This is a genomic window from Pseudoalteromonas sp. BSi20311, assembly GCF_000239875.1.
Taxonomy (GTDB): Bacteria; Pseudomonadota; Gammaproteobacteria; order Enterobacterales; family Alteromonadaceae; genus Pseudoalteromonas.
In genome coordinates, this window is sequence record NZ_BADU01000046.1 from 47,835 (window position 1) to 74,294 (window position 26,460).

A 26,460-nucleotide genomic window follows, 5' to 3' on the forward strand; every position below is an offset into this window, starting at 1 on the left:
GTTTTTCTTAGAATCGGGCGCATTAAAACCGTATTAAACGTTTAGGAAAAGATCATGACTGAAGCAAAACATTGTAAGTTACTTATTTTAGGTTCGGGCCCTGCAGGCTACACAGCCGCAGTTTACGCTGCACGTGCTAATTTAAACCCTGTTTTAATTACAGGTATTCAACAAGGTGGCCAGCTAACAACCACCACTGAAGTTGAAAACTGGCCTGGCGATGCACACGGTTTAACCGGCCCTGCATTAATGGATCGTATGAAAGAGCATGCAGAACGCTTTGAAACTGAAATTGTATTCGACCACATCAACAAAGTTGACGTATCTAAGCGCCCTTTCACACTAACCGGTGACCAAGGTACTTACACATGTGATGCTTTAATTATTGCAACCGGTGCCTCTGCGAAATATTTAGGCTTAGAGTCTGAGACTAATTTCCAAGGCCGTGGTGTTTCTGCTTGTGCAACCTGTGACGGCTTTTTCTATAAAGGTCAAAAAGTAGCGGTTGTTGGTGGTGGTAACACAGCGGTTGAAGAAGCGTTATACCTATCTAACATTGCTGATGAAGTTCATGTTATTCACCGTCGTGACAGTTTCCGTAGTGAAAAGATTCTTGCTGACCGCCTTGCTGAAAAAGCTGCGAACGGTAATGTTGTAATGCACTACAACCGTACACTTGATGAAGTACTTGGTGACCAAATGGGCGTGACCGGCGTTCGCATTAAAGATGTGGCGTCAGATGCTACTGAAGAACTTGATTTAGCGGGTGTGTTTATTGCCATTGGCCATAAGCCAAACACCGATATGTTTGAAGGTCAGCTAGAAATGAAAGACGGCTACCTAGTGGTTGAATCTGGTCTTAACGGTAATGCAACCCAAACCAGTGTGCCAGGTGTATTTGCTGCTGGTGATGTATCTGACCATATTTACCGTCAAGCGATTACCTCTGCCGGTACTGGCTGTATGGCTGCACTTGATGCAGAACGCTTTTTAGATAATCTGTAATTTAGAATCTAAATTAAAAAAGGGCTGAATTTTCAGCCCTTTTTTGTGCCCAAACATAACTGTACTCACACCAAAATTCATTGTACTTATAATTGAAATTAGTTTTATTTATACAATTAATGGCTTAGGTGCGATAGGATCTAAGGGTGAGCAACAAATACCGTCAAATTATATAAGTAAAACTAGCTATAATTATCGTCAGGAATAAAAGCTTTATTCATTTAGGCATTACTAGAAACTGTAAAATCAGTTAAAATGCTTAACTTCATATCAAGTAAATTACCGAGAGTTTTCTATGAGTTTGTATACAAAATATATGGAAGAAATCCAAACCCGTAAAACGGAGCTTGGATTAAGCCCACAACCAATCGATAGCGCTGAACTAGTATCAGAAATAATTAATCAAATTAAAGATACTAATAACGAGCACCGTAAAGATTCACTGCATTTCTTTATTTTTAATACTTTACCTGGAACAACCAGTGCTGCGGGCGTTAAAGCACAGTTTCTAAAAGAAATCATTTTAGGTGAAGAGCACGTTGCAGAGATCACTCCAGAATTTGCATTCGAACTACTTTCACACATGAAAGGCGGCCCATCGATTGAAATGCTAATTGATTTAGCCTTTGCTGATGACGCAAAAATCGCAGCACAAGCTGCAGAAGTACTGAAAACTCAGGTATTCTTATACGATGCAGATATGGAGCGCATAAAAGCGGCCTACGAAGCAGGTAACCCAATTGCTAAAGAATTACTAGAGAGCTTCTCAAAAGCTGAATTCTTCACAAAACTACCTGACATCGAAGAAAAAATCGAAGTAGTAACTTACATTGCTGGTGAAGGCGACATCTCAACTGATTTACTGTCTCCAGGTAACCAAGCACACTCACGTGCTGACCGTGAATTACACGGTAAGTGCATGATCACTGAAGAAGCACAACAAGAAATTGTTGCCCTTCAAAAGAAACACCCTAACGCTAAAGTAATGCTTATTGCTGAAAAAGGCACCATGGGCGTTGGTTCATCTCGTATGTCTGGTGTGAATAACGTAGCACTTTGGGCTGGTAAACAAGCAAGCCCATACGTTCCTTTCATCAACATTGCACCTGTTGTTGCAGGTACAAATGGTATTGCGCCAATCTTCTTAACAACGGTTGATGTAACTGGCGGTATTGGTCTTGACCTTAAAAACTGGGTTAAGAAAGTAGATGCAGACGGCAATACAGTAACTGATGCAAATGGTGACGCAGTGCTTGAAGAAGCCTACTCTGTTGCTACTGGTACTGTGTTAACAATTAATACTAAAGAGAAGAAGCTTTATAACGGTGATAAAGAACTTGTTGATATTTCATCAGCATTCACACCGCAAAAAGTTGAATTTATGAGAGCTGGCGGTTCTTACGCAGTTGTGTTCGGTAAAAAACTACAAACGTTTGCTGCTGAAACTCTTGGCATTGAAACTCCGCTTGTTTACGCACCTTCAAAAGAAATTTCACACGAAGGCCAAGGCTTAACAGCGGTTGAAAAAATCTTTAACCGTAATGCGGTAGGTGTTCTATCAGATACGCCACTTCACGCAGGCTCAAATGTTCGCGTTAAAGTGAACATTGTTGGTTCGCAAGATACAACCGGTCCAATGACTGCACAAGAATTAGAAGCAATGGCTGCTTCAACGATTTCACCTCTTGTTGATGGTGCCTACCAGTCTGGTTGTCATACAGCATCAGTATGGGATAGCAAAGCACAAGCAAACATTCCTAAACTAATGGCGTTTATGAATAAGTTTGGTTTGATCACTGCACGTGACCCGAAAGGCGTTTACCATGCAATGACTGACGTTATTCACAAAGTATTGAACGACATTACAATTGATGATCGCGCTATCATCATTGGTGGTGACTCGCATACACGTATGTCTAAAGGCGTTGCCTTTGGTGCCGACTCAGGTACTGTTGCTGTTGCACTTGCAACGGGTGAATCAGCGATGCCAATTCCTGATTCAGTTAAAGTGACGTTTAAAGGCAAAATGGCTAAGCACATGGATTTCCGCGACGTTGTACATGCAACGCAAGCGCAAATGCTTAAGCAATTTGGCGGCGAAAACGTGTTCCAAGGTCGTATCATTGAAGTTCACATTGGTACCCTAATGGCTGACCAAGCGTTTACCTTCACTGACTGGACTGCAGAAATGAAAGCGAAAGCGTCAATCTGTATTTCAAATGATGAAACGTTAATTAAGTCAATTGAACTTGCTAAGTCACGTATCCAAATCATGATCAACAAAGGTATGGAAAACGAAGCACAAACGCTACAAGGTCTAATCGACTTAGCCGACAAGCGTATTGCAGGTATTCAATCTGGTGAAGAGCCAGCACTTTCTCCAGACGACAATGCTAAATACCACGCAGAAGTTGTGGTTGATTTGGACCAAATCGTTGAGCCAATGATTGCCGATCCAGACGTAAATAACGATGATGTTTCTAAGCGTTATACTCACGATGTGATCCGCCCTGTTTCTTTTTACAACGACAAGCCTGTTGATTTAGGTTTTGTTGGTTCGTGTATGGTTCACAAAGGCGATATGAAAATTATTGCTCACATGCTACGTAACCTTGAGAAGAAAAACGGTTCTATCTCATTCAAAGCGCCATTAGTTGTTGCGCCACCAACATACAACATTGTTGATGAGCTTAAAGCTGAAGGCGATTGGGATATTCTTGCTAAATACGCAGGTTTTGAATTTGACGATGAAAAACCAAAAACGGCTGCACGTACTAAGTATGAAAATATCTTATACCTAGAACGTCCTGGTTGTAACTTATGTATGGGTAACCAAGAAAAAGCAGAACCTGGTGATACTGTTATCGCAACGTCAACACGTTTATTCCAAGGCCGTGTAGTAGCCGATACATCTGAGAAAAAAGGTGAGTCACTACTAGGTTCTACGCCGGTTGTAGTACTTTCTTCTGTTCTTGGTCGTTTCCCGACTATCGAAGAGTATAAGTCTGCGGTTGAAGGCATTGACCTTACATCGTTTACACCTGTTGAAGAAGCAATGACAACTAAGTTCAACGCTGGACAAGCTGTACCAGTAAAAGTGGTTAGCTAATTCGATTAGTTTACCATTTAATTAAGCGCGTTTTTTAACGCGCTTTTTTTTGGCTAAAATTTACCTAACAGCAATGTAAGTCCTGCTCAACCCTATAGAGAACACAATAATTTGTGGTTTGTGATTTTAAAGCAACAGGTTACACTTTATCTTGACCATGCAGTTATTCAATCGGTGTTATGACTAAACAACTCTATCAACTCGCTACGAGCCATTTTGCTTTTCCTGATCCCAGCCATGCATTAGATGATCCAGATGGTTTACTTGCCATTGGTGGATGCTTATCGGTAACACGATTAAAAAATGCTTATTTATCTGGTATTTTTCCGTGGTTTAGTGAGCACGAGCCAATTATGTGGTGGTCACCTAGTGAACGCGGTATTGTTGAGCTTGATGACTTTCATGTTAGTAAAAGCTTACGAAAACATTTAAAAAAGCACCCGGTCACCGTAACTGTTAACCATGCCTTTGAAGAAGTAATAGAAGCGTGCCGCGATCAACGCATTGATACTGATGGCACTTGGATCACCCCGCAAATGCAACAGGCGTACATTAATGCCCATCACAATGGCTTGGCCCATAGTTTAGAGGTATGGCGCGAGGGAGAGCTTGCAGGCGGCTTATATGGGATTATGCAAACAGGTGTTTTTTGTGGTGAATCAATGTTTCATCATCAAACAAATTGCTCCAAACTGGCGATGTGGGCGCTGGTTAATTGGCTTAAGCGCCATGATGCGCATTTTATTGATTGCCAATTAGAAAATCCTTATTTAATGTCGTTAGGTGCCAGCGTGATTCCACGTGAAGAATTTTTAACTAAACTTAATAAAGCACAGTGTTACACCCCAGCTGCCAGTATGTGGCAGCCACAGGAGCTAATCGCGATATATGAATGAACAACTTCCGGCTCGTATAGGCCTAAGCCAACCGTTTGAATGCAGTTATTTACCTGATCGCCAAGAACAACTGCTGGTGATACTCGACCCAAGTTGTTACAGCAGCAACAAGTTTGAATCATTATTAGGATTAGGCTTTCGTCGCAGCGGTAACCAAATTTATCGCCCGCACTGCCCTATTTGCAGCGCGTGTAGTTCTGTGCGCGTTTTAGCTGATGAGTTTATGCCGACAAAATCGCAAAAACGTAAACTTAACAAAGCAAAAAACCGCTTTGAGGTAAAATATTCACAGGTTGAACGCGAACAATACTACCCACTTTACAGTAAATACATTAGTTTACGTCATCAAGACGGTTCTATGTATCCACCTGATAAATCACAATTTCAAAGTTTTTTGTTTTGTAGCTGGTTAACCATCACCTTTATAGAGCTTTGGGATCAAGATAACTTAGTGGCCGTTGCTGTAACTGATTGTATGGACAACGCTATTTCGGCTATTTATACATTTTTTGACCCTGACTACGAACACTTTAGTTTAGGGACTGTAATGATATTACAGCAGCTTAAATTTGCTAAACAGCAACACAAACAGTTTGTTTATTTAGGCTATCAAATAGATGAATGTGACAAAATGAAGTATAAAACCCAGTTTTTACCTGCCCAAAAACAGCTCAATGACCAGTGGGTGGCTATTTAATTTACAAAAATAGCCCCTGCGCCTTTACTTATTGGCGTATTTTGGGCAAAATCTGCAGCGTTTAACTATTAAAGAGGTGTTACGCTAAACATGGCGAAAGAAGACGTAATCGAAATGCAAGGGACAGTCCTTGATACTTTACCAAATACAATGTTCCGAGTTGAGCTAGAAAATGGTCACGTAGTTGTGGCTCATATTTCAGGTAAAATGCGCAAAAACTATATCCGTATTTTAACCGGCGATAAAGTAACGGTAGAAATGACTCCTTACGATTTATCGAAAGGTCGTATCGTATTCCGTGCTCGCTAAGTAAGTGCGTAAACGAGATTTAGTTTTTGGCTAGTGAAAACTAGCTTTAAGCGTTTATTAAATGTAATTAATGGTAGTAGCCAGTAATTACATTTAATAAACAAAAAACCCAGCCTTTGCTGGGTTTTTTGTTGCCTATTCCTTTGGCAAATAAAAAAGCCTGCATAAAGCAGGCTTTTTAAATTGCTAACTTTTTTAGGTTAGGCTGGCGTTAAGTCACTCTCGTAATCAAAACGCAGTTTTTTATCTTTAACCGATACTTTTACCGTACCGCCAGAAATTAGCTCACCAAACAGTATTTCGTTAGCCAATTGCTTTTTAAGATCTTCTTGGATAACACGCGCCATAGGGCGCGCGCCCATTGCTTTGTCATAGCCTTTATCAGCCAACCACTCACGTGCTTTAGAGGTAAGCTCAAGGTTAACTGACTTCTTATCCAGTTGCGCTTGTAACTCAACAACAAATTTATCAACCACTTGCAAAATAACCTCTTTCTCGAGGTGATTAAACCAAATAATGTTATCTAAGCGGTTTCTAAATTCAGGTGAAAATACTTTGTTAATTTCACCCATCGCATCATGTGTATGGTCTTGCTCACTAAAACCAATCGACTTACGCGTGGTTTCTTGTACGCCGGCATTGGTGGTCATCACCACTACTACGTTTCTAAAGTCAGCTTTTCGGCCGTTATTATCTGTTAGCGTGCCGTGATCCATAACTTGTAATAAAATGTTGTAGATATCAGGATGCGCTTTTTCAATTTCATCCAGCAATACCACTGCATGTGGGTTTTTGATCACCGCTTCTGTTAATAAGCCGCCTTGTTCAAAACCTACATAACCCGGAGGCGCACCGATTAAACGGCTCACCGCGTGGCGCTCAACGTATTCAGACATATCAAAACGAATAAACTCAACACCCATGCATTTAGCTAATTGCTTGGTAACCTCTGTTTTACCTACCCCTGTTGGGCCTGCAAATAAGAACGAACCAACCGGTTTGTTCTCGTTTGCTAAACCTGAGCGCGATAAGCGAATAGCAGAAGTTAATGCATCAATGGATTGATCTTGTCCAAACACCAACATTTTTAAATTACGGTCTAAGTTTTTCAGCGTTTCTTTATCAGACGACGACACATTTTGAGGCGGAATACGCGCCATTTTAGACACAATCATCTCAATATCAGATACACCAATGGTTTTTTTACGCTTAGACGTAGGCAGTAGCCGTTGGCTTGCGCCTGCTTCATCAATAACGTCAATCGCTTTATCAGGTAAGTGACGCTCATTAATGTACTTGGCACTTAGCTCGGCGGCTGCTTTTAACGCTTTTTGCGTATAACGAATACCGTGGTGTGCTTCGTAACGATCTTTTAAGCCGTTAAGAATTTTAGTGGTGTCTTCAACGCTAGGTTCAAGCACATCAATTTTTTGAAAGCGACGAACTAGGGCGCGATCTTTTTCAAAAATATTCTTGTACTCACCGTAAGTAGTAGAACCCATACAACGTAATTGCCCACTTGAGAGTAACGGCTTAATTAAGTTTGAGGCATCCATTACCCCACCTGAGGCAGCACCTGCACCAATAATGGTGTGAATTTCATCAATAAATAAAATTGAACCTGGTTTTGCTTGTAACTCTTTTAATAAACTTTTAAAGCGTTTTTCAAAATCGCCTCGGTATTTGGTACCGGCAAGTAACGCGCCCATATCTAAGGAGTACACAACCGCATCAGCAATGACTTCAGGCACTTGTTCGTTAACAATACGATAGGCTAAGCCCTCGGCAATAGCAGTTTTACCTACGCCGGCTTCACCAACCAGTAATGGGTTATTCTTTTTACGACGACACAGCACTTGCACTGTGCGCTCTACTTCACTATCACGGCCAACAAGCGGGTCAATATTACCCTCTTTAGCGTGTATATTAAGGTTAGTTGTAAAGCTGTCGAGCTTACTCGCTTCTTCGCTTGCTACTTCTTGCACCTCTTCATGAATATCGTCGGTATCATCGCCTAATTCGTCGTCACCTTTGGCGATACCATGAGAAATAAAGTTAACAATATCAAGTCGAGAAATATCATTCTTTTTAAGTAAGTACACGGCTTGGCTTTCTTGCTCAGAAAAAATAGCGACCAGCACATTAACGCCTGTGACTTCATTTTTGCCAGAAGATTGCACATGAAATACCGCGCGCTGTAATACCCGCTGAAAACCAAGTGTTGGTTGAGTTTCGCGCTCTTCTTCTAAATCAGGAATAACCGGTGTGGTTTCATCAATAAATTCAAGTAACTCTGTTTTTAATCCAGAAACGTCAACACCACACGCATTAAGCGCTTCTCCAGCTGATGGGTTGTCGAGTAGAGCTAATAAAAGGTGCTCTACGGTCATAAACTCATGACGACGTGTACGCGCTTCACGAAACGCAGTGTTCAAAGTTAGTTCTAAGTCTTTATTTAGCATTGGCAACCCCTTACAGAGATAATAATTTTATACCGCACTTCAAAGATGAAAGTTCACCTTTGTGGTATTTATTCCTGCTCACAACTACATAGCAGTGGATGCTCGTTATCCCTTGAGTAGCGGTTAACTTGCTCAGCCTTGGTATGTGCTACATCGGCGCTATAAACACCACATATGCCCTTACCTTGCTGATGTATTTGCAGCATCACATCAGTTGCTCTATCGCTATCCATATTAAAAAACGTCATTAAGATCTCTATTACAAAATCCATCGGCGTGTAATCATCGTTGTTTAACACAACTTTATATTTTCGCGGTGGCTGCAACTTTTGCTTTTCACTATCGCGAACGGTGTCGATAACACCAGAATCTTTCATACCACTCATAATTAAATATAGTCTTGTCTTTGTAACTCAAGCAAACTTGAATAAAAAAATAAATAAAATGTTAAAAAATAACCTAAAACACTTGACTGGTTGCTTAAATAAACTACAGTCAAATGGTGATTGATTAAACCTTAGTCAGTCTAGCAAACAATACAGTTTAGGATAACTAAATTAGTCAACTTATAGAAGGATGTAGAAGTATGGCTTGTGGTAAAGTCAAATGGTTCAACAACGCCAAAGGTTTTGGTTTCATCGTAGAAGACGGTTGCGAGAACGACATTTTTGCTCATTACTCCACTATTGTAATGGACGGATACAAGACGCTTAAAGCTGGTCAAGATGTTACCTTCGAATTACAACAGGGCCCTAAAGGTCTACACGCTACTAATATAGCCCCTAACGGCGATATTATAGAGTGATTGTAAATATGAGACTAAAGCGAGTGACCTGTTTAGATCCTCGCTTAATTCCCTAAATATCCCTAACCACTTATATATAAATTGCTTCATTGTTTGTTAATTCAACCCCGCTCCTTGATTTTATTTTATCTACCCCAATAATTTCAGTATTAGATGTTTAACTGCTGGCGTTTGGCGCGTAATCCTAGCCCTTTTTAGCCAAGCTTGTTACACTCTTTATCCTGTAAAACGTAATTACTTTAGCCTAATGGCTAGTTTGTATTTACATAAATTTCAGTTATAAAAGACACTAGTCCGTCAGGTGTGATTATTCTCACCTTGTTTAGGTTATACGAGTACCAACACCTAACAGACTACTCATTGCATATACTAATGCTTTATTTATAAGGTATTAAGCGATGATTTCTTTGCATTGTTGAATTTGGCCAATGCGGCCTACTATCTAGGAATGATGATGACATCAAAAATTATCTATACAAAAACGGACGAAGCTCCGGCACTAGCAACTTATTCGTTGTTACCTATTATCCAAGCGTACACAAATGCGGCAGGTGTTGAAGTTGAAACACGCGACATCTCATTAGCTGGTCGTGTAATTGCGAGCTTCCCGGATTACCTAACAGAAGAACAACGCATTGGTGATGCACTTGCAGAGCTTGGCGAAATGGCAAAAACACCAGAAGCTAACATCATTAAATTACCGAACATTAGTGCATCAGTTCCGCAACTTCGCGCTGTAATTAAAGAGCTTCAAGAAAAAGGTTATGCACTTCCAGAATACCCTGTAGAACCTAAAAACGATGAAGAAAAAGCCATTCAAGCAGCATACGATAAAATTAAAGGCAGCGCAGTAAACCCTGTTCTTCGTGAAGGTAACTCTGACCGTCGCGCACCAGGTTCAGTGAAAGAGTATGCACGTAATAACCCGCATTCAATGGGCGCGTGGAGCAAAGATTCACAATCATACGTTGCAAGCATGGAAGAAGGTGACTTCTTTGGTTCTGAGCAATCAGTAACTGTTGATGAAGCAACGGATGTTCGTATTGAACACGTAGCGGCTAATGGCGATATCACTGTACTTAAGCAAAGCACGCCATTACTTGCTGGTGAAGTAATTGATGCATCACGTATTAGCGCTGCAAAATTACAAGCATTCCTAGAAGCTGAAATTAATGCTGCTAAGGAAAAAGGCGTGTTATTTTCGCTTCACATGAAAGCAACCATGATGAAAGTATCTGATCCAATCATCTTTGGTCACGCTGTAAAAGTATTCTACAAAGACGTTTTTGCAAAACACGGTGCACTTTTTGAAGAGCTAGGTGTTGATGTAAACAACGGTTTAGGCGATGTGTACTCTAAAATTCAAACATTAGATGACGCTAAGCGCGAAGAAATTGAAGCAGATATTCAAGCTGTTTATGCTAACCGCCCTGCTATCGCAATGGTTGATTCTCATCGTGGCATTACAAACTTACACGTACCAAGTGATGTGATCATCGATGCTTCTATGCCTGCTGCAATTCGTTCAAGCGGTCAAATGTGGAATAAAGACGATAAATTACAAGACACAAGCTTTGTAATTCCAGATCGTTGTTACTCTGGCGTTTACCAAGCAACGATTGATTTTTGTAAAGAGCACGGTGCTTTTGATCCTACGACTATGGGTAGCGTACCAAACGTTGGCCTTATGGCTCAAAAAGCGGAAGAGTACGGCTCACATGACAAAACATTTGAAGCAAAAGCTGACGGTACTATTCGTGTTGTTGACACAAATGGCAACACCCTACTTGAGCACAGTGTTGAGCAAGGCGATATCTGGCGCATGTGTCAGGTTAAAGATGCACCAATTCAAGATTGGGTTAAACTTGCAGTAAACCGCGCTCGCGCAACAGGTAATCCGGCTATTTTCTGGTTAGATGCAGAACGTGCACACGATGCTGAGCTAATCAAAAAAGTGAATAAATACCTGCCAGATCACGACACTGCTGGCCTAGATATTCAAATTTTATCGCCAATGGATGCAACCTTATTCTCACTAGCACGCATCAAAGAAGGTAAAGACACGATTTCTGTAACAGGTAACGTGTTACGTGATTACCTAACAGATTTATTCCCAATTTTAGAATTGGGCACTAGTGCTAAAATGCTTTCAATTGTGCCACTAATGAATGGCGGTGGTCTATTTGAAACAGGTGCCGGTGGTTCTGCTCCTAAGCACGTTCAACAGTTTGAAAAAGAAAACCACTTACGTTGGGATTCTTTAGGTGAGTTCTTAGCACTTGCTGCGTCACTTGAACACCTAAGTACAACAACGGGTAATAACAAGGCACAAGTACTTGCGGATACGCTTGATAAAGCAACGGGTACATTCTTAGCTGAAAACAAGTCGCCTTCACGTAAAGTAAAAGAAATTGATAACCGTGGTTCTCATTTCTTCTTATCTTTATTCTGGGCTCAAGAACTTGCTAAGCAAAATGAAGATAGCGAGCTTAAAGCGCAATTTACACAAATTGCTAGCGACCTTGAAACCAACAAAGAGCAAATTGTTAGCGAGCTAAACGATGCACAGGGTCCTGCAATGAACATTGGCGGATACTTCCAGCCAAATGACGATGCAGCCTTCAAAGCAATGCGTCCGAGCACAACATTTAACGAGATTTTATCTAAACTAGTATAAATCAGTTAAATGAATGAAAAGGCGCTCATAGAGCGCCTTTTTTGTGCCTAAGAAAAAGGCCGCTAATGCGGCCTTTTAAATTCAACTTTAAAAGTTTATTTTGTGTACGCGCGTGGCATGTTCGACTCTGTTGTATAGCGCTCACGCAGTTTATCTTGGCGAGATTCAGTACTAACCTCAACCCCATTAATAAACATTTTATTCACGTGACTGCTCAGCTCAAACGGGTCGTTACTCCACATAACAACATCAGCGGCTTTTCCTACTTCTAGGCTACCGGCATTAATACCAAATACATCAGCCACATTCGAAGTCATGGCCTTTAACGCGCCTTGTTGGCTCATACCGTAAGACACTGCGTTACCGGCATCGTAGCGAAGCTGGTAAACATTGTGACTGGCATCGCCACCCACAGTTAATAGCACTTTAACACCGGCTTTTTCTAATATGCCGGCATTATTTAAGCTTGCATGCAATGAATCGAAGCTGCCTGGTAAATTATCCATTGCACTAATGATCACAGGAATGCCTGCTTTAGCGATGCGATCTTTAACTACAACGGCATCTTGAGCGCCATTAAGGACAATGTTTACGCCAAACTGCTGTTTCACTTTTATTAGTTCAACAATATCAGCCGAACGCGACACACTAATTAGTAATGGCATATCGCCTTTTAGTACTTTAGCCATTATGGTGTCTTCAGCACTTGGCTTAGCGTCGTCTTTTTTAGCTTCTTTACTTGCTTTAGTTTGATGCTCATCTAACTTATTGATAAGTGTTTGCAAGGTAAATGCACGAGAGCCTTTGCTGCGTTCACCCAAATGAACCACTAATGCTGCTTGCTTTTTATTTACGCTTTCGAAGCTACCACTTAAATCAACAACACTTGCAAGGCCTGCAAATATGCTGTCACCACCGTAAGGGGTGATCAAATCGCGAGTAATACCGCCTTTACGTGCATAAGCAATTAAGCTTGAACGAGGATTAAATGCCAAGCTTGCATCAAAATCGATACCCGCTTTGTCTTCTCCTGCATCGCGAGAACCGGCAACCGCACCTACTTCAACTAAGCCAAGCTGGTTTACACTGGCTATAAAACCTGGAGTCACTATTTGACCTTGAGCATCAATAACTTTGTCAACTTTAAAATCGCTAGGGTTAATGGCAGTGATTTTGCCATCATTCATAACTATGCTAGCTCCTTCTAATACACCTTGCTCTGAAGATGTATGCAAAGTTGCATTAATAATTGCCAGTGACTCTGCGCTCACGGTACCCGATGCTAATAGCCCTGCAGCAACCAGAGAAAGCGAAAACGAACGTGATAATTTTTTCATTCTGGGTGCTCCTTATTGTTGACCTAACATAAAATCACTTTGTGCTTGGAATGCGCTATCGTTTCTATCGTAAACTTTTGCACCATCAACAAACACTTGCTCTGCTTTTGCATAAACACTAAACGGGCTTTGATTCCAAATAACAACATCAGCTTGTTTGCCTGCTTCAAGTGAGCCTGTTTTATCTTCAATACCTAACGATTTAGCGGCGTTAGCTGTGATCCACTTAATTGCATGCTGCTCAGAAATATCAAACCCATTTTGGTTTGCACTGTACATTACTTTAGCCGCTTCTTGGTTTAAACGTTGAATCGTCGTGTCAGAATCTGAGTGCACAACGGCACATGAGTTTTTAACGGCATCAACAATAGCTACGTTCTCTTGCACCATATCGTAGGCTTCCATTTTAAAGCCCCACCAGTCTGGCCAAAGTGCAGCACACGAGCCGTTTTCAGCCAATAAATCAGCAATTTTGTATGCTTCAATACCGTGATGGAATGTGCCCGCATGATAATTAAACTCTTTTGAAAGGTCGATCATCATCGCCATTTCTTCTGCTTTGTAGCAGTGATTATGAATACGAACGTCACCTTCTAAAACACCGCGTAATGTATCGTATTTAATATCTCGGTGTGGAGCTTCTGGGTTTTTACCCGCAGCGTAATCAGCATCGTATTTATCCCACTCACGCTTATATTCTTGAGCGCCAATCCATGCTGTGCGATAACCTGCCATATTACCCATACGTGTCATCGGTAATACACCTTTTCGACCGTAAACACGTTTAGGATTTTCACCACAGGCCATTTTTAAACCGTATGGCGCATCAGGAAATTTCATTCCTTGCATCGTATGAGCCGGTACATTTTTAAGGGTAACGCCACGTCCACCAAATAAATTAGCTGAACCTGGTAAAATTTGTAATGACGTAATACCGCCTTCACGTGCGCGATTAAAACCTGGATCTTGTGGCCATATTGAATGCTCAACCCATACTTCTGCCGTATTAGGGCTGGTCATTTCGTTACCATCTTGATGAGACTCAACCGATGGATTTGGATAAGCACCTAAATGTGAATGAACGTCAATAATGCCTGGTGTTACCCATTTACCTTGCGCGTCAATAGTGGTGTCTGCATTAGCGGTTAAATCTTTACCAACTTGCTGCACTTTACCGTCAACAATCAGTACGTCAGCTTCATCTAAGCGCTCACCCGTACCTGTTAATACCGTTGCATTAGTGATCAAGGTGCTTGATGTCGCTACTGGCTGATAAGTACTTGGGTATGGGTTTTTATTAATGGTTACTTTGTCATCTTGTGGGCCGCTTTCTTGGCAACCAACAAGTGCTGCTGCTAAACCAACAGCTAACAATGAGGGAGCAAATTTTTGCATGTTTTTAGGTTCTCCTGTTTTTTTACTACTTTAGCGAAAGCAAACGCATAAAGCTAAAAAAACAGGTGAAAAGGCGGTTATTTAAGGTGAGTTTCTGTAATTATTTTTTTATATAATTGTTATAAAGCTTATCCAGAGCTCCTTCGGTGGTGAGCGATGGATCTTTACTTATAAAGTGTTTAACCGTTCGGGTTACAAAATCTGAGTTTTGCTTATGTAATTTTGAAAAATCTTTAATCAATGTATTACCATCTTTTGCGGCTGTGACTTTATCATGGCGATGTCTGTATTGGCTCAATGCCTTATTAAAATCACCTTGATAGTCTTCCACTAAAATTTTATAAAAATCACTTTTTTGTACCTTTAAAACATTAATGCAATAATTAAGCGCTTCTTTAAAGTCGTAAAATACAGTGCCTTCTACATCAAACTCTTTGGTTTTTTCACGCACTGTGACACGTGCTTCTTCAGTGGCATAACTAAACCCCGTAAAAGCGAGTCGCTCAGCCGCTTCTTTACCGAGTTTCATACCCGCTTGAATACTATGAGCAAATTCATCACTCATGTCAGCGAGCTCGTTTTCTTCCCACATGTTATAAACGCGCAAAGGCTTTGCATACTTATTAGATAACTTCTTTTTAAGTTTGCTAAATCGCTCATCAATGGTCATTAATCGCTCATTGTGAAGTAATGCATGGCATTCGTAACAGGCTGCAATGGCAACAAAGTCAGCTTCTTCACCTAGATCAATAATACTTTGTAGCATATGCAATGGCGGGCAATGATCGCGCTCTGTTGCCTCACAGCCGCAATAAAAACATTGGTTAAAATGCTGTTGCTCACACGCATAAGCTTGCTGGTAGTAACTTGCTAACGTTTTATTCACAATTGCGCTCCAAAAATATAAAATGCCACAAATTTAGGGCGCGATAATAACAGCCTGAAAAAATATTTCAGTAGGAAAACGCTAAAGTGTGTCAAAAATAAATTATTTATGAACAACTTTTCATACACCTACAAAATTGCACGATTTATATACACATCTTCTTACAGCTTACCCCATTCAGTTAACAACATTTCGGCTACATTAAGCAATACTTAAGTTGCATATAAACAAAGAGGCAAATACTATGATTTCTTTCAAAGCAACTCTATATTCAACTGTATTATTGGGCGCAGCAACATTAACAGCTCCTGTAATGGCGGCCACTTTTGTTGCCGCTGATTCATCACCCGGTACCCAAGCTTGCATGGCCGTTGCATCTAACAAAAGACTGACACTGCTCAGAACAATGAAAGATCTACGTATAGATAAACATGTAATTAGCAAAAAATTACTCTGTAATGATTTATCAGTGGGTGACTTTGTAACGCTGTATGATTTAAATAAATCAGCACAATTTTTAAATATTGAAGCATCTACTAGTACGTCAATAAGAGATTTAGCAAAAGTAAACAAACCGCTTGTAGTTATTATGGCGGGATCTAAATAACCTGAGTTCTAATTAAAAAATCGTGAGTTTTAAATGCGTTTAATTTACTCTAGCCAAACACGTTAGGCAGGGCTTAGTACCTGCTTAACGTGTATTTAATTATTAAATAAGCGCTGCCAACAAGCCAAACAAACCACCAAATACCCCACCCCACACAACGAGCCAGCCTAAATGTTCGCGGATCATGGTTTGAATTATTTCTTTTACCATTTTAGGGGTGAGTTCATCTAGGCGTTCATCCACTAACTTAAGCACCGTGTTATGCAAACTTTCCGCGTTATTGCCTTGGGTTAACATGTCGCTTAATAGTATTTTAAAATCGTCGGTGTCGCTTATTTGCACCAGTGATGATTGCATTTTTTCAATAAACTTTTCTCGCATTGGCTCAACGGCTTCAGTGCCGCCAAACATTGCAAGCATGCTACCAAATTGTGATTGCTCAATAACCACTAACAAATTATCGAATGCAGGGTTTAAATCTACTTTATAAATTACCGATTCAAAATCAATCGTTGGCTGTGCCTTACTTAGAAGCTTGTCTATTTTATGCTCAGAAAAGAACTCCGTAAGTATTAAATTTCTTATAGCCACTTTAAAGCTTTCAAACTTAAGCGCAATTACACCTGATCCATATAAAAACGGTACTTTTTCAAACAGCATATGAATAGCGAGTAAATTTGTAACCGCACCAGAGAGTGCAAATAAGCCCACCGAAAGTACAATGGCTTGATCAAATACAAAACCAATAACAACACAACACGCTGCTAATAAGTTAGTGATAAAACTTTTATTCATTTTTATTCCATTTCAGTGATTTGTATCAGAAATTGATAGTCTTAATTTTACACCGATTAATTTGTTTATTTAATCCCTTTTTGCCATAGTTTATTTATAGGTTTAAAAGGTGACTATTGTTATGTGGAAAACAATCAATCAACAGATCAGCCAAGCTATCCATTACGATTTTAAACACACCCATAAACGTCAGTTGCAAAATACATCCACCGATAAGTTGTTTCACTTAAGCGATGGCAAGCACAATTACTTAGTTAAAATTGCGCAAAAACATGAACTAGAACGCTTTGAGGCTCAAGCTCAAGGTTTAAAACAGCTTACTCAAAACAGTGTATTTATGGTGCCCGACTGCATTACAACTGGGGCCAATATAGAATTCGCCTTTATTGTATTAGAGTGGCTTGCACTTGACGAGCTCCCCCATACCCATTGGTCAGCTATGGGGGAGCATCTTGCTATGTTACATCAAAAACACCAGCAAGCGATGTTTGGTTTTGACACCGACAATTATTTAAGCTCAACACCTCAACCTAATCAGTGGCATAAAAAATGGGATGTATTTTTTGCAGAAGAGCGTATTGGTTGGCAATTACAGCTATTAGCTGAAAAAGGCATTGCACTTGCAGACCCTGAGCAACTGATAAATCAGGTGAAGGAGCAACTGCATAATCATCATGTTTTACCCTCACTAATACATGGCGATTTTTGGCGCGGTAATATGGGCTTTGTAAACAACATTCCGACCTTATTTGACCCTGCCTGCTATTACGGAGATCGGGAGGTCGATATTGCTATGAGTGAGCTTTATGCCCCCCTCCCTGAAGAGTTTTATAGTGCCTACAATCAACACTATCCTTTAGCTCAGGGTTATGAGCAACGTAAGCTTGTTTACCAGCTTTACCCTATTTTAAACAACGCCAACATTTATGCTGGGCATTATCTAAATCAGGCCAAAGAGCACGTTGATAAACTACTAAACTACTAAACTTAAATAAATGCAGTAAACAAAATATAAGCACTATAATCAGAGTAAGCCCGTTGTGTGCTACCCACGTAAAATAACTTAGTTTTTATGAGGTGTTATTATGAAAGACTTTTTATCACAACGTATCGCCTGCCCACATTGTGGACACCATATTCATTTAGATCTTGATGCTAGTATGGGCGACCAAGACTACTATGAAGAATGCAGTGCCTGTTGTAACCTTATACACTTGAACATGCATATAGATTATGCAAGTAATAAGTTAGAGTTACATGTGGACAGCGATGACGAACAAATATTTTAACTATGTTGGCGCATGTAGTTTTCAACGGTGCTTATAATTGTGTAGGTTTGCTGGTCGACTTCAATATTGAACTCATCACCCACAACGGCTTCACCTAAATTAGTTATATCGAGTGTTTCTGGTATTAAATGCAACCAAAAGCCAAATTCATCAATATTACCCACCGTTAAACTTGCACCATTAACAGATACAAATCCTTTGTATAGCACATATTTTTGCCATTTTTGTGGTAGGCTGAGCTGTATTTTATAGTTGTTTTCTAACTTCACTATTTGCGCAATTTTTGCGGTGCAATGAATATGTCCAGATACAATGTGCCCACCCAACTCAGTACCAAACGACACTGAACGCTCATAATTAACTAAACTACCCAATTCCAGTTGCCCAAGATTAGTAAGCTGCAGGGTTTCATCAATAACATCAAAATGCACTTGAGCAACCACATCGTGATTACTTAGCTCTACTTTCACAACAGTCAAACAACAACCATTTATAGCGATGCTGGCACCTAAGTCTAAATGCTTCACGTATTGCTCATTAACAGAAACTACCAAGCGTAATACGCCCTGTGCATGGGTTTTAGAAACTACCGTTGCTTGAGTTTGAATAATACCGGTAAACATAAAAATCGCTTCTATTTCTAACAAAGTGCTAGTTTAACGTATCAAAAGACAAAATCATTCACTTAATAGCACTTATTCATGGTTATTTTCACCACCAAGATGAATTAAATACAAACACCGACCACCAGCATAGCTTGGCAGATCACAATAGATTACAATGCGACTATGTTTTTCTGAATAGCTGTTTTTTATGACTTTTTGTAGTTGGGAAGCCAAACGTTTACTTTCTCTTGCCGTTCCCGTTTTTTTAGCACAAGTAACTTTAGTATTAATGTCTGTGGTTGACACCATTATGGCCGGACAAGTGAGCCCTACCGATTTAGCTGCACTGTCAATTGCAACGGGGATATGGAACCCAATTTTATTAGCAATACAAGGGATTTTATTAGCATTAACGGGCGTTATTGCACAATTCGCTGGTGCTAAAGATCGAAACGGCATCAGCCATTATTTTCAGCAAGCCCTTTATTTAACACTCCTTTTAAGTATTGCTGGTTTTAGTGCGGCGCAGCTTGCCAATACTGTTATTTTACAGCTAGACACCACCCCAGCAATTGCTGGACTTGCTTTTGACTACATTCATTTTGTTAAATGGGGTGTATTTGGCTTTTTAATTTTTACCGTTTATAGAAATATGACTGAAGGCATGGGGATGACCAAGCCTGCATTTTATATTAGCCTACTGGGGCTTGCGGTAAACATTCCACTCAATTATATTTTTATCAATGGCTTATTTGGCCTACCAGCTTTTGGCGGAGCCGGTTGTGGTATCGCTACCGCACTCGTATTTACTGTTATGGCCATTGCGCAGGTGACTTATTGCCAGCTCAGCAAAAAAGTAGACGCCAAAGGCTTATTAGCGGGCTTTGAAAAACCTAACTTTAAAACCATAGGTATTATTACCAAACTCGGTATTCCTATATCACTAGCCACTTTTTTTGAAGTAACCTTGTTTGCCTGTATACCTTTATTTATTGCGCACTTGGGTGCGGTTGCCGTATCTGGCCATCAAATTGCAGCCAGTGTTACGGCACTATTATTTATGATGCCTCTTAGCCTCTCAATTGCAATTAGCATACGAATTGGTAATTTATTTGGGCAAAATCATTTAGACCAATTAAAAGTAGCCGTGTCTACAAGTTATATTTTAGCGGCAATTATCGCCCTATTTATCGCTTTTATTACTTTTATAGGTCGCGATGTGATTAGCCAGCTTTATAGCGATAGCCCTGCGGTACTCGCACTTGCTTCATCAATTATGATTTTAGCCTGTATTTATCAACTTCCTGATGCATTACAAGTAGCTGCAAATGGTATATTGAGAGGCTTAAAGCACACCGCGCCTATTTCTTATATCACTTTTATCTCTTATTGGTTAATCGGCTTTAGTTTAGGTTACGTATTAGCAAGAACAGACTTAATAGTGCCAGCAATGGGCCCTCACGGTTTTTGGATAGGTATTATCGTTGGATTATCAGTTGCAGCTGTACTACTGATGCTGACAGTGCATAGGCGATTTAAACGTGAACCATTTATTCTCTCTTAATCAATCTATAACTACCACACTGCCACTTAAATGGTTACTGGCAGTGTGTTGTATCTTGCTTTTTGGCTGCTCAGAGCAGCCCAGTGAGGCAAATAAAACTTATTTGTCTCGCTTAAGTAGTACCTTGCAAGTTCCTAAGCCAAACACAAACCCACTGCAACAACTTACTTTAGTTGAGCCTGTTGAAGCTTTACAACCAGCAATTAAAATTGGCATAACTGAACTTGCTGGTATTAGCCAATGTAAACTGAACGTTTTAATAAGCGAGCATAATAATCAGTTAGGTAAAACAGCCACCGCTGCTAGCCAATTGAAGTACCAAATAGATTTTATTCAAAGCGCGCAAAACTGTTTAAATAGCTTGGATAAACAAAGCAAGATTTACAACAAAATTGCTGCGGCAAAAACTCAAAAACAAGCTCAGCTTACTCAGTTTTTCAACAATATGTTATTTAGTGAGCCCGAACTCAACAGCAGTTGGCAATTAACCGGCCAAGAGCTCAGCACTCAACCGGCTGGGTTTAGCGACACAGTTGAGGGGCTTAAAAAGCTAACTACCATAAAACAGCTAATAGAAAACCAAAATAGTATGGCAATAAACAGTGATGATATTTTGTCAGCGCTTGAGCCGCTTAACAAATACGAGTTTAACCAACAACTTATTCAAGCCGCGCGTGAACAAATTAGCTTAAATCATGCGGCCACCCAGTTTGTAAATACTTTAACGCTTGAAGATATATGCCCAAAGGGTAAAAACAAGCAGCAAGCTAAAATTGTCAGTAATATATTCAATAAATATTATTTGAAACAAATTCAGCCTTATCAAGCTCAGATTAGTGGCTATTTAGAAACATTGCAGCCGCTTTATGTGCAGCTGTGGTTTAATCAAGCAGTAAGCAGTGAAGAAGTAAATGCACTTCTTGACCCAAACGCTAAAAACTTACTCGCTCAGCTAAAATCGTCAGCAAAAGAGCATGTTATATGGTGGCAAAAATTTTATAAAACGTGTGAAATCAGTCCAATATGAATAAAAAAACGGCAAATGAACTCAAATAGCATAAACATGCTTGATTCACTCCTCATCACGCTATATATTAGCGACCGTTGTTAAGCAATTAACAACTCTTAAATACATGCAGTACAACTGTAGCTCAGTTGGGCGAGATTGGACCGAAGCAAAGCTTCGCAGCCGAACGAGGTGGAGGCAGGACGCCGACAGGATGAAGCTTCATGGACGAATTAAATAATATGTAGACTTATAGTACGACTGTAGCTCAGTTGGTTAGAGCACTACCTTGACATGGTAGGGGTCGGTGGTTCGAATCCACTCAGTCGTACCAACATTTAAGAATCCTAAAATAATTGTACGACCGTAGCTCAGCTGGTTAGAGCGCTACCTTGACATGGTAGAGGTCGGTGGTTCGAATCCACTCGGTCGTACCAATTAAACTCTATATTTCAAACAGTTAAAAACCCTATTCAATCTATTCGTTTAATTATTCAACTAAAAATTAAATTCTTAGTTTTTTATTATTTTGTATTCAAAATTTTAAAATAACGAGAGCCAAGCCTCAAAAGATCATCCTAAAAATTCCAGTTTTTATCGATTTGTGCCCAAACTTGTGCCCAAGCGCCCAAACCACTTTTTTAGCTCTTTAATCTTCCTCAAAATTAGACCCCTACCCTTGCAAATTCACAAACCTCAAATCACAAATTCCAAACCGAAAATTTCAAATCAGGTGACCACTACACTAATATTTTCCGTGTCATTTCATTAAATATCCTATGACCCCTATTCCATAAACTGCTTCTGTGTGCATATTCTCTCCAGCTTTGATCACCCAATTGCATTAACTTTGATCGCTTATTCTCATTAAGCGTTGATCGCTAAAATCACAGTAGCAGATGTATGGACTCCTCCCCATTAACGGGAGAGTACGGTATAAAGAAATTGCAAAACAACTTTTACCAATTAAGGAGTCCATACATGGCACAGTCTAATTTAATTGCTATTGATTTAGCAAAAAATATTTTCCAAGTTGCGCAGCTTCAAGGCAGTAAACTTAAATCTAATAAACAAGCTAGCCGCAAAGCATTGCTTGAGTTATTAGTTAAAGCTAAACCATCCGTTGTTGCTATGGAAGCATGCGCAAGCGCTCAATATTTTGCACGCACTGCGCAATCTTTTGGTCATAAAGTTATGTTGCTTGACCCGTTATTTGTTAAAGCATTTAGACAAGGTCAAAAAACAGATGCAAACGATGCTATTGCGATAGCCATTGCTAGTAAAGTCCCTAATGTTCGCACCTGTAAAATTCTCTCTATCGAAGAGCAAGCATTGCAATCTCTTAGTAAGGTTCGGGCGCTAGCGGATAAACAAAAGATTCAATTATCAAACCAAATACGTGGGTTACTCCTTGAGTTTGGTATTGTCATTAACCAAAGTGAGGCCGCATTTAAAGCAGCCATACCCGATATTTTAGAAGATGCAGAAAACACGCTGCCATTAGAACTAAAGCATGCGCTTGCGCTGACTTACGCTCTTTATCAACAGCAGTGTGACAACAAAGTAGAGTTACAAAAACAAATCGAGCGTATTGTAAAACAAAATGATGGCTGTCAACGCTTAATGGCACTCGAAGGAGTCGGCCCAATCACTGCTATCGAGCTTTTGTCTTTTTTAGGTGACACAACACAGTTTAGCAATGGAAGGAGTACTGCGGCGTGTGCAGGAGTGACACCGCTACAGCATTCGACAGGCGGTAAAGCAAAGATAGGCTGTATACCTAAAAGACGAGGTGGAGCATTAAGGCGAAATCTATTTTTAGGCGCTCGCTCGATAGTGAGTAAATTAAAAAACAGAGAGGCCTCGACTGAAAAAGAACGATGGATAAAAAGCCTGCTGATAAGAAAAGGGGTTAAGTGCGCGGCGATTACATTAGCAAACAAAACAATGAGAACAGCTTATGCCTTACTTAAAAAAGGAACGAATTATGAGCCAACAGCACCGACAGCCTAAAGTAAAAGAATAAAAAATCAGTAAGCAGAAGAATTGAACAAGCCAAGATAGAGCATTAAGTGGTGAGACCTACCCTTGATAGCCTGAAAACCCGCTAGTGTACGAAGATACCGTGTAGCAGATAAGGCACAAGGGCGCGAAAACATCAAAGTGACCGAGGTAGCGCCTCATTAGAGTCCGTATATAAGTACGCAATCACATCAGCTTAATGTAAAAAAGGCTTGTGCAATCGGAGGAGTCCATATAAGCGAGTTTGGTAATTAGTGAGTCAATACTGCATATTTTCTCCAGGTTTTATCACATAATAGCATTAACTTTGGCCGCTTATTCTCATTAAGCTTTGCTCACAAAAATCACTTGTAAGTGATCATTTTTACGCTCTTAATTTATTTTGCCAATCAAAGCTTAATACCACTAGTAACAGAGTTCACGTTTTATCATTTTTGTAGGTGTGTTAGACCGTTATCTGAATCGTTTGATGAGGATAACAGTAAGCGTGCAGCGAACTTCACCTAGAGCTTAACATTCGTAAACGTCCGGTGATCATCACCTAGATATCGATGTTCCAAGGCAATAATCGTTCTATGTCTGGCTCAGGCTGACAAAGCTCATCGAGGCAATGCATGATGTAATCAAATGGCGTTAAGCCACATGTGGTATAAACCGAAAAGGCAAATGACCTTGTGGTGCATGCCTATATTTCTACTTGCTTAGAGCACCTAGCAGAGCAGTCTGATAACCTTGAGCCACTGCTGCCATGGAATATCAATTAGCTCGCTTCCTTCTTCCTGAGTTTATGGAGCTTATTAAATTTTTATTCTGTGAAACACGTACATTTACATCGTAACCATCCGTAACCTGTAAATTGTACCTTTCAGCGAGCTCTACTGCCGGAGGATGGCCACTGATAGCCGCTTTGATAACCCAGTTCTCTCCATCTCGTTTTAAAGATGAGGAGCTTTTAGGATTATTTATAATATTTACTCCTAATAAATACATTGCCTCTGGGTTACCTTTATTTGCTGATTTATGTAGATAAGTTTCATATACGTGCTTATTTCCGTCTAATAAAGCATTTTTAGCTATAGCTAAGTCGCGATAGCTCTTTTTGACTAAAGGTGATATTCCAGAGTACTTTTCAGTTTTTTCTTCTTCATTCCAAAACCTTTCATTCCACTCAATTAAACGACTTTGTCGCTTCATCAAGTTTTCTTCAGATGGTTTTGCCATACCGTATTGATGATCGTATTTACCAATACTCTTTGGTAGCCCTAAGAAGTGGGTAATGTTTGAATTAGGAGTAATATTTAATTTTGTCCTGAGTAGCTTTTCAAATGCGAACTGCCATAAGTACTCGTGATCATGTACATACCCATAAGTCATGTTACGAATATCTTTTAAAGATAAGTTCTTATTTTCTAATAGCCTAGCAATATTTCGCTGAGAACGCTCAAAAACTCTAATTTCACTAGCTTGTCCTCGCAAAATCTCTACAATAATGTGCTCACCAATTTCAAATATGCATGCTTCCGAATTTTCATTCGGCTCATCAGGTAGTATTATTAAATTTCGAGAATTAACAACCAACCCCTCACTAATTACTTGATATGTATGCTTCGGCAGAAGTATTTTTATTTGATTAAATTTTTGACTGTAATTTTTCCAAAATACAGAGCGAGCTCTTAATTGATTGCTTTGGGTATCATCAATATTAAGAGCTGAGCTATTAATATCCTTGCTCAGTAACTTAACCAGTAATTCAAACAAGAAATAATTACTTATTTCATATTTTTCCTCTAACGCCTTTCGCGAAGCAGGTTCTAATTCATACCAGAGGCTTTGATCTTCACTTGGTAAGCAATTTTCTTTTAACCATGTATCTAATATATGAGAAAAATGAATATCGCTTTGGACCAGCTCATTAGTTACAGATAACAGTTCAAATCGGGTCAATGGCGAAAATGAAGAAATTAACCATTCAGAACTAATAGTATCGAGCGTTTTAGGTAAACTATGAATAAGATTATTAATTAAACCTTTCCTTGTTGCGTTCGGTTTTGCAAGTTTAAGTTTATTAATAAAACTCAACGTTTGACTATTATTAGCCAACGCAAGTTTATTGCAGGAAATATAGTCTGCTTTATAAATATTTGTAAGCCACTCAACTCTCCGGTGATGCCTTTCATGTAGAAATGGCTTCACGATCGATAAAGTATCTAGTAATAACACAGGGTAAGATTTACGTTCTTTTTCAATAAACTGACTGGCTAAAAAGAAAGCCATATTTGCTACTGCATCATAGTTATTTATACACTTCCAAAGTAGTATGCTTATTTCTTGCTTTTCCAGTTCATCATCAATATAAATATCATTACAAAAAAGCATTAACCATTCGCTTAATGTAATAGCATCTGCCATATCATTTTTGATAACGTTTATTATTTGAGTATACGTTAAAGGTGGAAAGTTAGGCTCTATATTTGATACACCACTGTTTTCAAGATTTGAACTAGTAGGTACATTTTTCAAGCTATTTTCATTAGGTATGATAGGTGCCCTAAATTTAATACCGCTACTCAACATTTTTTAGACCACTCTGCTCAAATGACCCTAACAACTCCTGACCTTTAAACTGGAACCTAAACATTACTTTTCTATCAGCAGCATTATCTGAGTTTTTATCTGCATCAAGCGGCCCTCTGCCAGCTAGTAATGTTTTGTCAAAAAACTCCTGCTTCTTATCAAAATCCATATTATAAATATAATATGAAACACTATTAGCTCTCTTTACACTCAACTCCATGTTGTAGCTAAAGCCACCTTCACGGCTTGAATGGCCCTCCACAATAATTCGTGAAACCTCATCGGCTATATCTTCACTTTGAAAAACAACATTACTGTATATAGGAATAAATTTATCTAAAAACGTTTTACCACTACCTTTTAATGTATAGTCGCCTTGCTCAAAAAGTACGGAGTCTAATATTGAAATATCACCGGTTT

Annotated in this window: 22 protein-coding genes and 2 tRNA genes; 15 read left to right on the plus strand and 9 right to left on the minus strand. The window is 39.6% G+C overall.

What is annotated here, in order from left to right; genetic code table 11:
• Positions 1 to 54: 54 nt before the first annotated feature.
• The 5 genes from trxB (at position 55) to infA (ending at position 6,016) form a co-directional block, all read left to right on the plus strand.
• Positions 55 to 1,005 (plus strand): thioredoxin-disulfide reductase, encoded by a 951-nt coding sequence (gene trxB / locus P20311_RS04315; protein WP_008110078.1) that lies wholly within the window; start codon positions 55 to 57, stop codon positions 1,003 to 1,005.
• 295 nt (positions 1,006 to 1,300) lie between these two features.
• Positions 1,301 to 4,114, plus strand: coding sequence for a bifunctional aconitate hydratase 2/2-methylisocitrate dehydratase (locus P20311_RS04320; protein WP_083830212.1), 2,814 nt, complete (start codon positions 1,301 to 1,303; stop codon positions 4,112 to 4,114).
• A gap of 179 nt (positions 4,115 to 4,293) precedes the next feature.
• On the plus strand, positions 4,294 to 5,010 hold the full coding sequence (gene aat, locus P20311_RS04325; protein WP_008110082.1) for a leucyl/phenylalanyl-tRNA--protein transferase: 717 nt from the start codon (positions 4,294 to 4,296) through the stop codon (positions 5,008 to 5,010).
• A complete protein-coding gene (locus tag P20311_RS04330) occupies positions 5,003 to 5,707 on the plus strand; it encodes an arginyltransferase (protein ID WP_008110084.1) in 705 nt (234 codons plus the stop codon). The genes aat and P20311_RS04330 overlap by 8 nt, the downstream gene beginning before the upstream one ends.
• Positions 5,708 to 5,797: 90 nt before the next feature.
• The gene (gene infA, locus P20311_RS04335; RefSeq protein ID WP_002962494.1) at positions 5,798 to 6,016 is read left to right on the plus strand and encodes a translation initiation factor IF-1; all 219 of its coding nucleotides are present in this window, start codon (positions 5,798 to 5,800) and stop codon (positions 6,014 to 6,016) included.
• Positions 6,017 to 6,216: 200 nt separating this feature from the next.
• On the opposite strand, the gene clpA is transcribed toward infA, so the two are convergent.
• Positions 6,217 to 8,478, minus strand: coding sequence for an ATP-dependent Clp protease ATP-binding subunit ClpA (clpA, locus tag P20311_RS04340; RefSeq protein WP_008110100.1), 2,262 nt, complete (start codon positions 8,476 to 8,478; stop codon positions 6,217 to 6,219).
• Between the two features lie 68 nt (positions 8,479 to 8,546).
• Positions 8,547 to 8,855, minus strand: coding sequence for an ATP-dependent Clp protease adapter ClpS (gene clpS / locus P20311_RS04345; protein WP_008110102.1), 309 nt, complete (start codon positions 8,853 to 8,855; stop codon positions 8,547 to 8,549).
• A gap of 209 nt (positions 8,856 to 9,064) precedes the next feature.
• Here clpS and cspD point away from each other — a divergent pair, with 209 nt between their 5' ends.
• Both cspD and P20311_RS04355 read left to right on the plus strand, forming a co-directional pair.
• Positions 9,065 to 9,283, plus strand: coding sequence for a cold shock domain-containing protein CspD (gene cspD / locus P20311_RS04350; protein ID WP_008110104.1), 219 nt, complete (start codon positions 9,065 to 9,067; stop codon positions 9,281 to 9,283).
• Between the two features lie 454 nt (positions 9,284 to 9,737).
• Positions 9,738 to 11,960: an NADP-dependent isocitrate dehydrogenase gene (locus tag P20311_RS04355; protein ID WP_008110106.1), complete on the plus strand. Its 2,223-nt coding sequence runs from the start codon at positions 9,738 to 9,740 to the stop codon at positions 11,958 to 11,960.
• 95 nt (positions 11,961 to 12,055) lie between these two features.
• Here the strand turns inward: P20311_RS04355 and P20311_RS04360 are convergent, their stop codons facing one another.
• From P20311_RS04360 to P20311_RS04370, 3 genes are all read right to left on the minus strand, one after another.
• Positions 12,056 to 13,297 carry an amidohydrolase family protein gene (locus P20311_RS04360; protein WP_008110108.1) on the minus strand — a complete coding sequence of 414 codons (1,242 nt, stop codon included), beginning with the start codon at positions 13,295 to 13,297 and terminating at the stop codon, positions 12,056 to 12,058.
• Between the two features lie 12 nt (positions 13,298 to 13,309).
• On the minus strand, positions 13,310 to 14,692 hold the full coding sequence (locus P20311_RS04365; RefSeq protein ID WP_008110109.1) for an amidohydrolase: 1,383 nt from the start codon (positions 14,690 to 14,692) through the stop codon (positions 13,310 to 13,312).
• A 100-nt stretch (positions 14,693 to 14,792) separates the two neighbouring features.
• Positions 14,793 to 15,578, minus strand: coding sequence for a hypothetical protein (locus tag P20311_RS04370; protein ID WP_008110111.1), 786 nt, complete (start codon positions 15,576 to 15,578; stop codon positions 14,793 to 14,795).
• Between the two features lie 244 nt (positions 15,579 to 15,822).
• Here P20311_RS04370 and P20311_RS04375 point away from each other — a divergent pair, with 244 nt between their 5' ends.
• Complete coding sequence (locus P20311_RS04375; protein WP_036984821.1) at positions 15,823 to 16,185, plus strand: DUF3718 domain-containing protein; 363 nt, start codon at positions 15,823 to 15,825, stop codon at positions 16,183 to 16,185.
• Positions 16,186 to 16,287: 102 nt separating this feature from the next.
• On the opposite strand, the gene P20311_RS04380 is transcribed toward P20311_RS04375, so the two are convergent.
• On the minus strand, positions 16,288 to 16,980 hold the full coding sequence (locus tag P20311_RS04380) for a hypothetical protein (RefSeq protein WP_008110116.1): 693 nt from the start codon (positions 16,978 to 16,980) through the stop codon (positions 16,288 to 16,290).
• A gap of 121 nt (positions 16,981 to 17,101) precedes the next feature.
• Here P20311_RS04380 and P20311_RS04385 point away from each other — a divergent pair, with 121 nt between their 5' ends.
• Complete coding sequence (locus tag P20311_RS04385; protein WP_008110118.1) at positions 17,102 to 17,965, plus strand: fructosamine kinase family protein; 864 nt, start codon at positions 17,102 to 17,104, stop codon at positions 17,963 to 17,965.
• A gap of 100 nt (positions 17,966 to 18,065) precedes the next feature.
• Entirely contained in the window at positions 18,066 to 18,269 is a 204-nt protein-coding gene (locus P20311_RS04390) for a CPXCG motif-containing cysteine-rich protein (RefSeq protein WP_008110120.1), read from the plus strand.
• On the opposite strand, the gene P20311_RS04395 is transcribed toward P20311_RS04390, so the two are convergent.
• Positions 18,266 to 18,892, minus strand: a complete 627-nt coding sequence (locus P20311_RS04395) for a riboflavin synthase (protein ID WP_008110122.1) — start codon at positions 18,890 to 18,892, stop codon at positions 18,266 to 18,268. The genes P20311_RS04390 and P20311_RS04395 overlap by 4 nt on opposite strands.
• 190 nt (positions 18,893 to 19,082) lie before the next feature.
• On the opposite strand from P20311_RS04395, the gene P20311_RS04400 reads away from it, so the two are divergent.
• The 5 genes from P20311_RS04400 to P20311_RS04420 all read left to right on the plus strand — a co-directional run bounded on the left by P20311_RS04400 (position 19,083) and on the right by P20311_RS04420 (position 23,457).
• Positions 19,083 to 20,438, plus strand: a complete 1,356-nt coding sequence (locus P20311_RS04400) for an MATE family efflux transporter (RefSeq protein ID WP_008110123.1) — start codon at positions 19,083 to 19,085, stop codon at positions 20,436 to 20,438.
• A complete protein-coding gene (locus P20311_RS04405; protein WP_008110126.1) occupies positions 20,416 to 21,465 on the plus strand; it encodes a DUF3080 family protein in 1,050 nt (349 codons plus the stop codon). The genes P20311_RS04400 and P20311_RS04405 overlap by 23 nt, the downstream gene beginning before the upstream one ends.
• Positions 21,466 to 21,701: 236 nt before the next feature.
• Positions 21,702 to 21,778: transfer RNA gene (locus P20311_RS04410), tRNA-Val, on the plus strand.
• A 26-nt stretch (positions 21,779 to 21,804) separates the two neighbouring features.
• Positions 21,805 to 21,881, plus strand: a tRNA-Val gene (locus P20311_RS04415).
• 544 nt (positions 21,882 to 22,425) lie between these two features.
• Positions 22,426 to 23,457, plus strand: coding sequence for an IS110 family transposase (locus tag P20311_RS04420; RefSeq protein WP_008110128.1), 1,032 nt, complete (start codon positions 22,426 to 22,428; stop codon positions 23,455 to 23,457).
• A 765-nt stretch (positions 23,458 to 24,222) separates the two neighbouring features.
• Here the strand turns inward: P20311_RS04420 and P20311_RS04425 are convergent.
• Together P20311_RS04425 and P20311_RS04430 are read right to left on the minus strand one after the other, a co-directional pair.
• Positions 24,223 to 26,040 (minus strand): EH signature domain-containing protein, encoded by a 1,818-nt coding sequence (locus P20311_RS04425; protein ID WP_008110130.1) that lies wholly within the window; start codon positions 26,038 to 26,040, stop codon positions 24,223 to 24,225.
• On the minus strand, positions 26,030 to 26,460 hold a 431-nt coding region (locus tag P20311_RS04430), incomplete at its 5' end, for an OmpA family protein (protein ID WP_036984822.1). The genes P20311_RS04425 and P20311_RS04430, both read right to left, overlap by 11 nt.

What these genes read in the sequence shown, in the direction of transcription:
- trxB (WP_008110078.1), top strand. Translation starts at nt 55, where the DNA reads ATGACTGAAGCAAAACATTGTAAGTTACTTATTTTAGGTTCGGGCCCT.
- P20311_RS04320 (WP_083830212.1), top strand. Translation starts at nt 1,301, where the DNA reads ATGAGTTTGTATACAAAATATATGGAAGAAATCCAAACCCGTAAAACG.
- aat (WP_008110082.1), top strand. Translation starts at nt 4,294, where the DNA reads ATGACTAAACAACTCTATCAACTCGCTACGAGCCATTTTGCTTTTCCT.
- P20311_RS04330 (WP_008110084.1), top strand. Translation starts at nt 5,003, where the DNA reads ATGAATGAACAACTTCCGGCTCGTATAGGCCTAAGCCAACCGTTTGAA.
- infA (WP_002962494.1), top strand. Translation starts at nt 5,798, where the DNA reads ATGGCGAAAGAAGACGTAATCGAAATGCAAGGGACAGTCCTTGATACT.
- clpA (WP_008110100.1), bottom strand. Translation starts at nt 8,478, where the DNA reads ATGCTAAATAAAGACTTAGAACTAACTTTGAACACTGCGTTTCGTGAA.
- clpS (WP_008110102.1), bottom strand. Translation starts at nt 8,855, where the DNA reads ATGAAAGATTCTGGTGTTATCGACACCGTTCGCGATAGTGAAAAGCAA.
- cspD (WP_008110104.1), top strand. Translation starts at nt 9,065, where the DNA reads ATGGCTTGTGGTAAAGTCAAATGGTTCAACAACGCCAAAGGTTTTGGT.
- P20311_RS04355 (WP_008110106.1), top strand. Translation starts at nt 9,738, where the DNA reads ATGACATCAAAAATTATCTATACAAAAACGGACGAAGCTCCGGCACTA.
- P20311_RS04360 (WP_008110108.1), bottom strand. Translation starts at nt 13,297, where the DNA reads ATGAAAAAATTATCACGTTCGTTTTCGCTTTCTCTGGTTGCTGCAGGG.
- P20311_RS04365 (WP_008110109.1), bottom strand. Translation starts at nt 14,692, where the DNA reads ATGCAAAAATTTGCTCCCTCATTGTTAGCTGTTGGTTTAGCAGCAGCA.
- P20311_RS04375 (WP_036984821.1), top strand. Translation starts at nt 15,823, where the DNA reads ATGATTTCTTTCAAAGCAACTCTATATTCAACTGTATTATTGGGCGCA.
- P20311_RS04380 (WP_008110116.1), bottom strand. Translation starts at nt 16,980, where the DNA reads ATGAATAAAAGTTTTATCACTAACTTATTAGCAGCGTGTTGTGTTGTT.
- P20311_RS04385 (WP_008110118.1), top strand. Translation starts at nt 17,102, where the DNA reads ATGTGGAAAACAATCAATCAACAGATCAGCCAAGCTATCCATTACGAT.
- P20311_RS04390 (WP_008110120.1), top strand. Translation starts at nt 18,066, where the DNA reads ATGAAAGACTTTTTATCACAACGTATCGCCTGCCCACATTGTGGACAC.
- P20311_RS04395 (WP_008110122.1), bottom strand. Translation starts at nt 18,892, where the DNA reads ATGTTTACCGGTATTATTCAAACTCAAGCAACGGTAGTTTCTAAAACC.
- P20311_RS04400 (WP_008110123.1), top strand. Translation starts at nt 19,083, where the DNA reads ATGACTTTTTGTAGTTGGGAAGCCAAACGTTTACTTTCTCTTGCCGTT.
- P20311_RS04420 (WP_008110128.1), top strand. Translation starts at nt 22,426, where the DNA reads ATGGCACAGTCTAATTTAATTGCTATTGATTTAGCAAAAAATATTTTC.
- P20311_RS04425 (WP_008110130.1), bottom strand. Translation starts at nt 26,040, where the DNA reads ATGTTGAGTAGCGGTATTAAATTTAGGGCACCTATCATACCTAATGAA.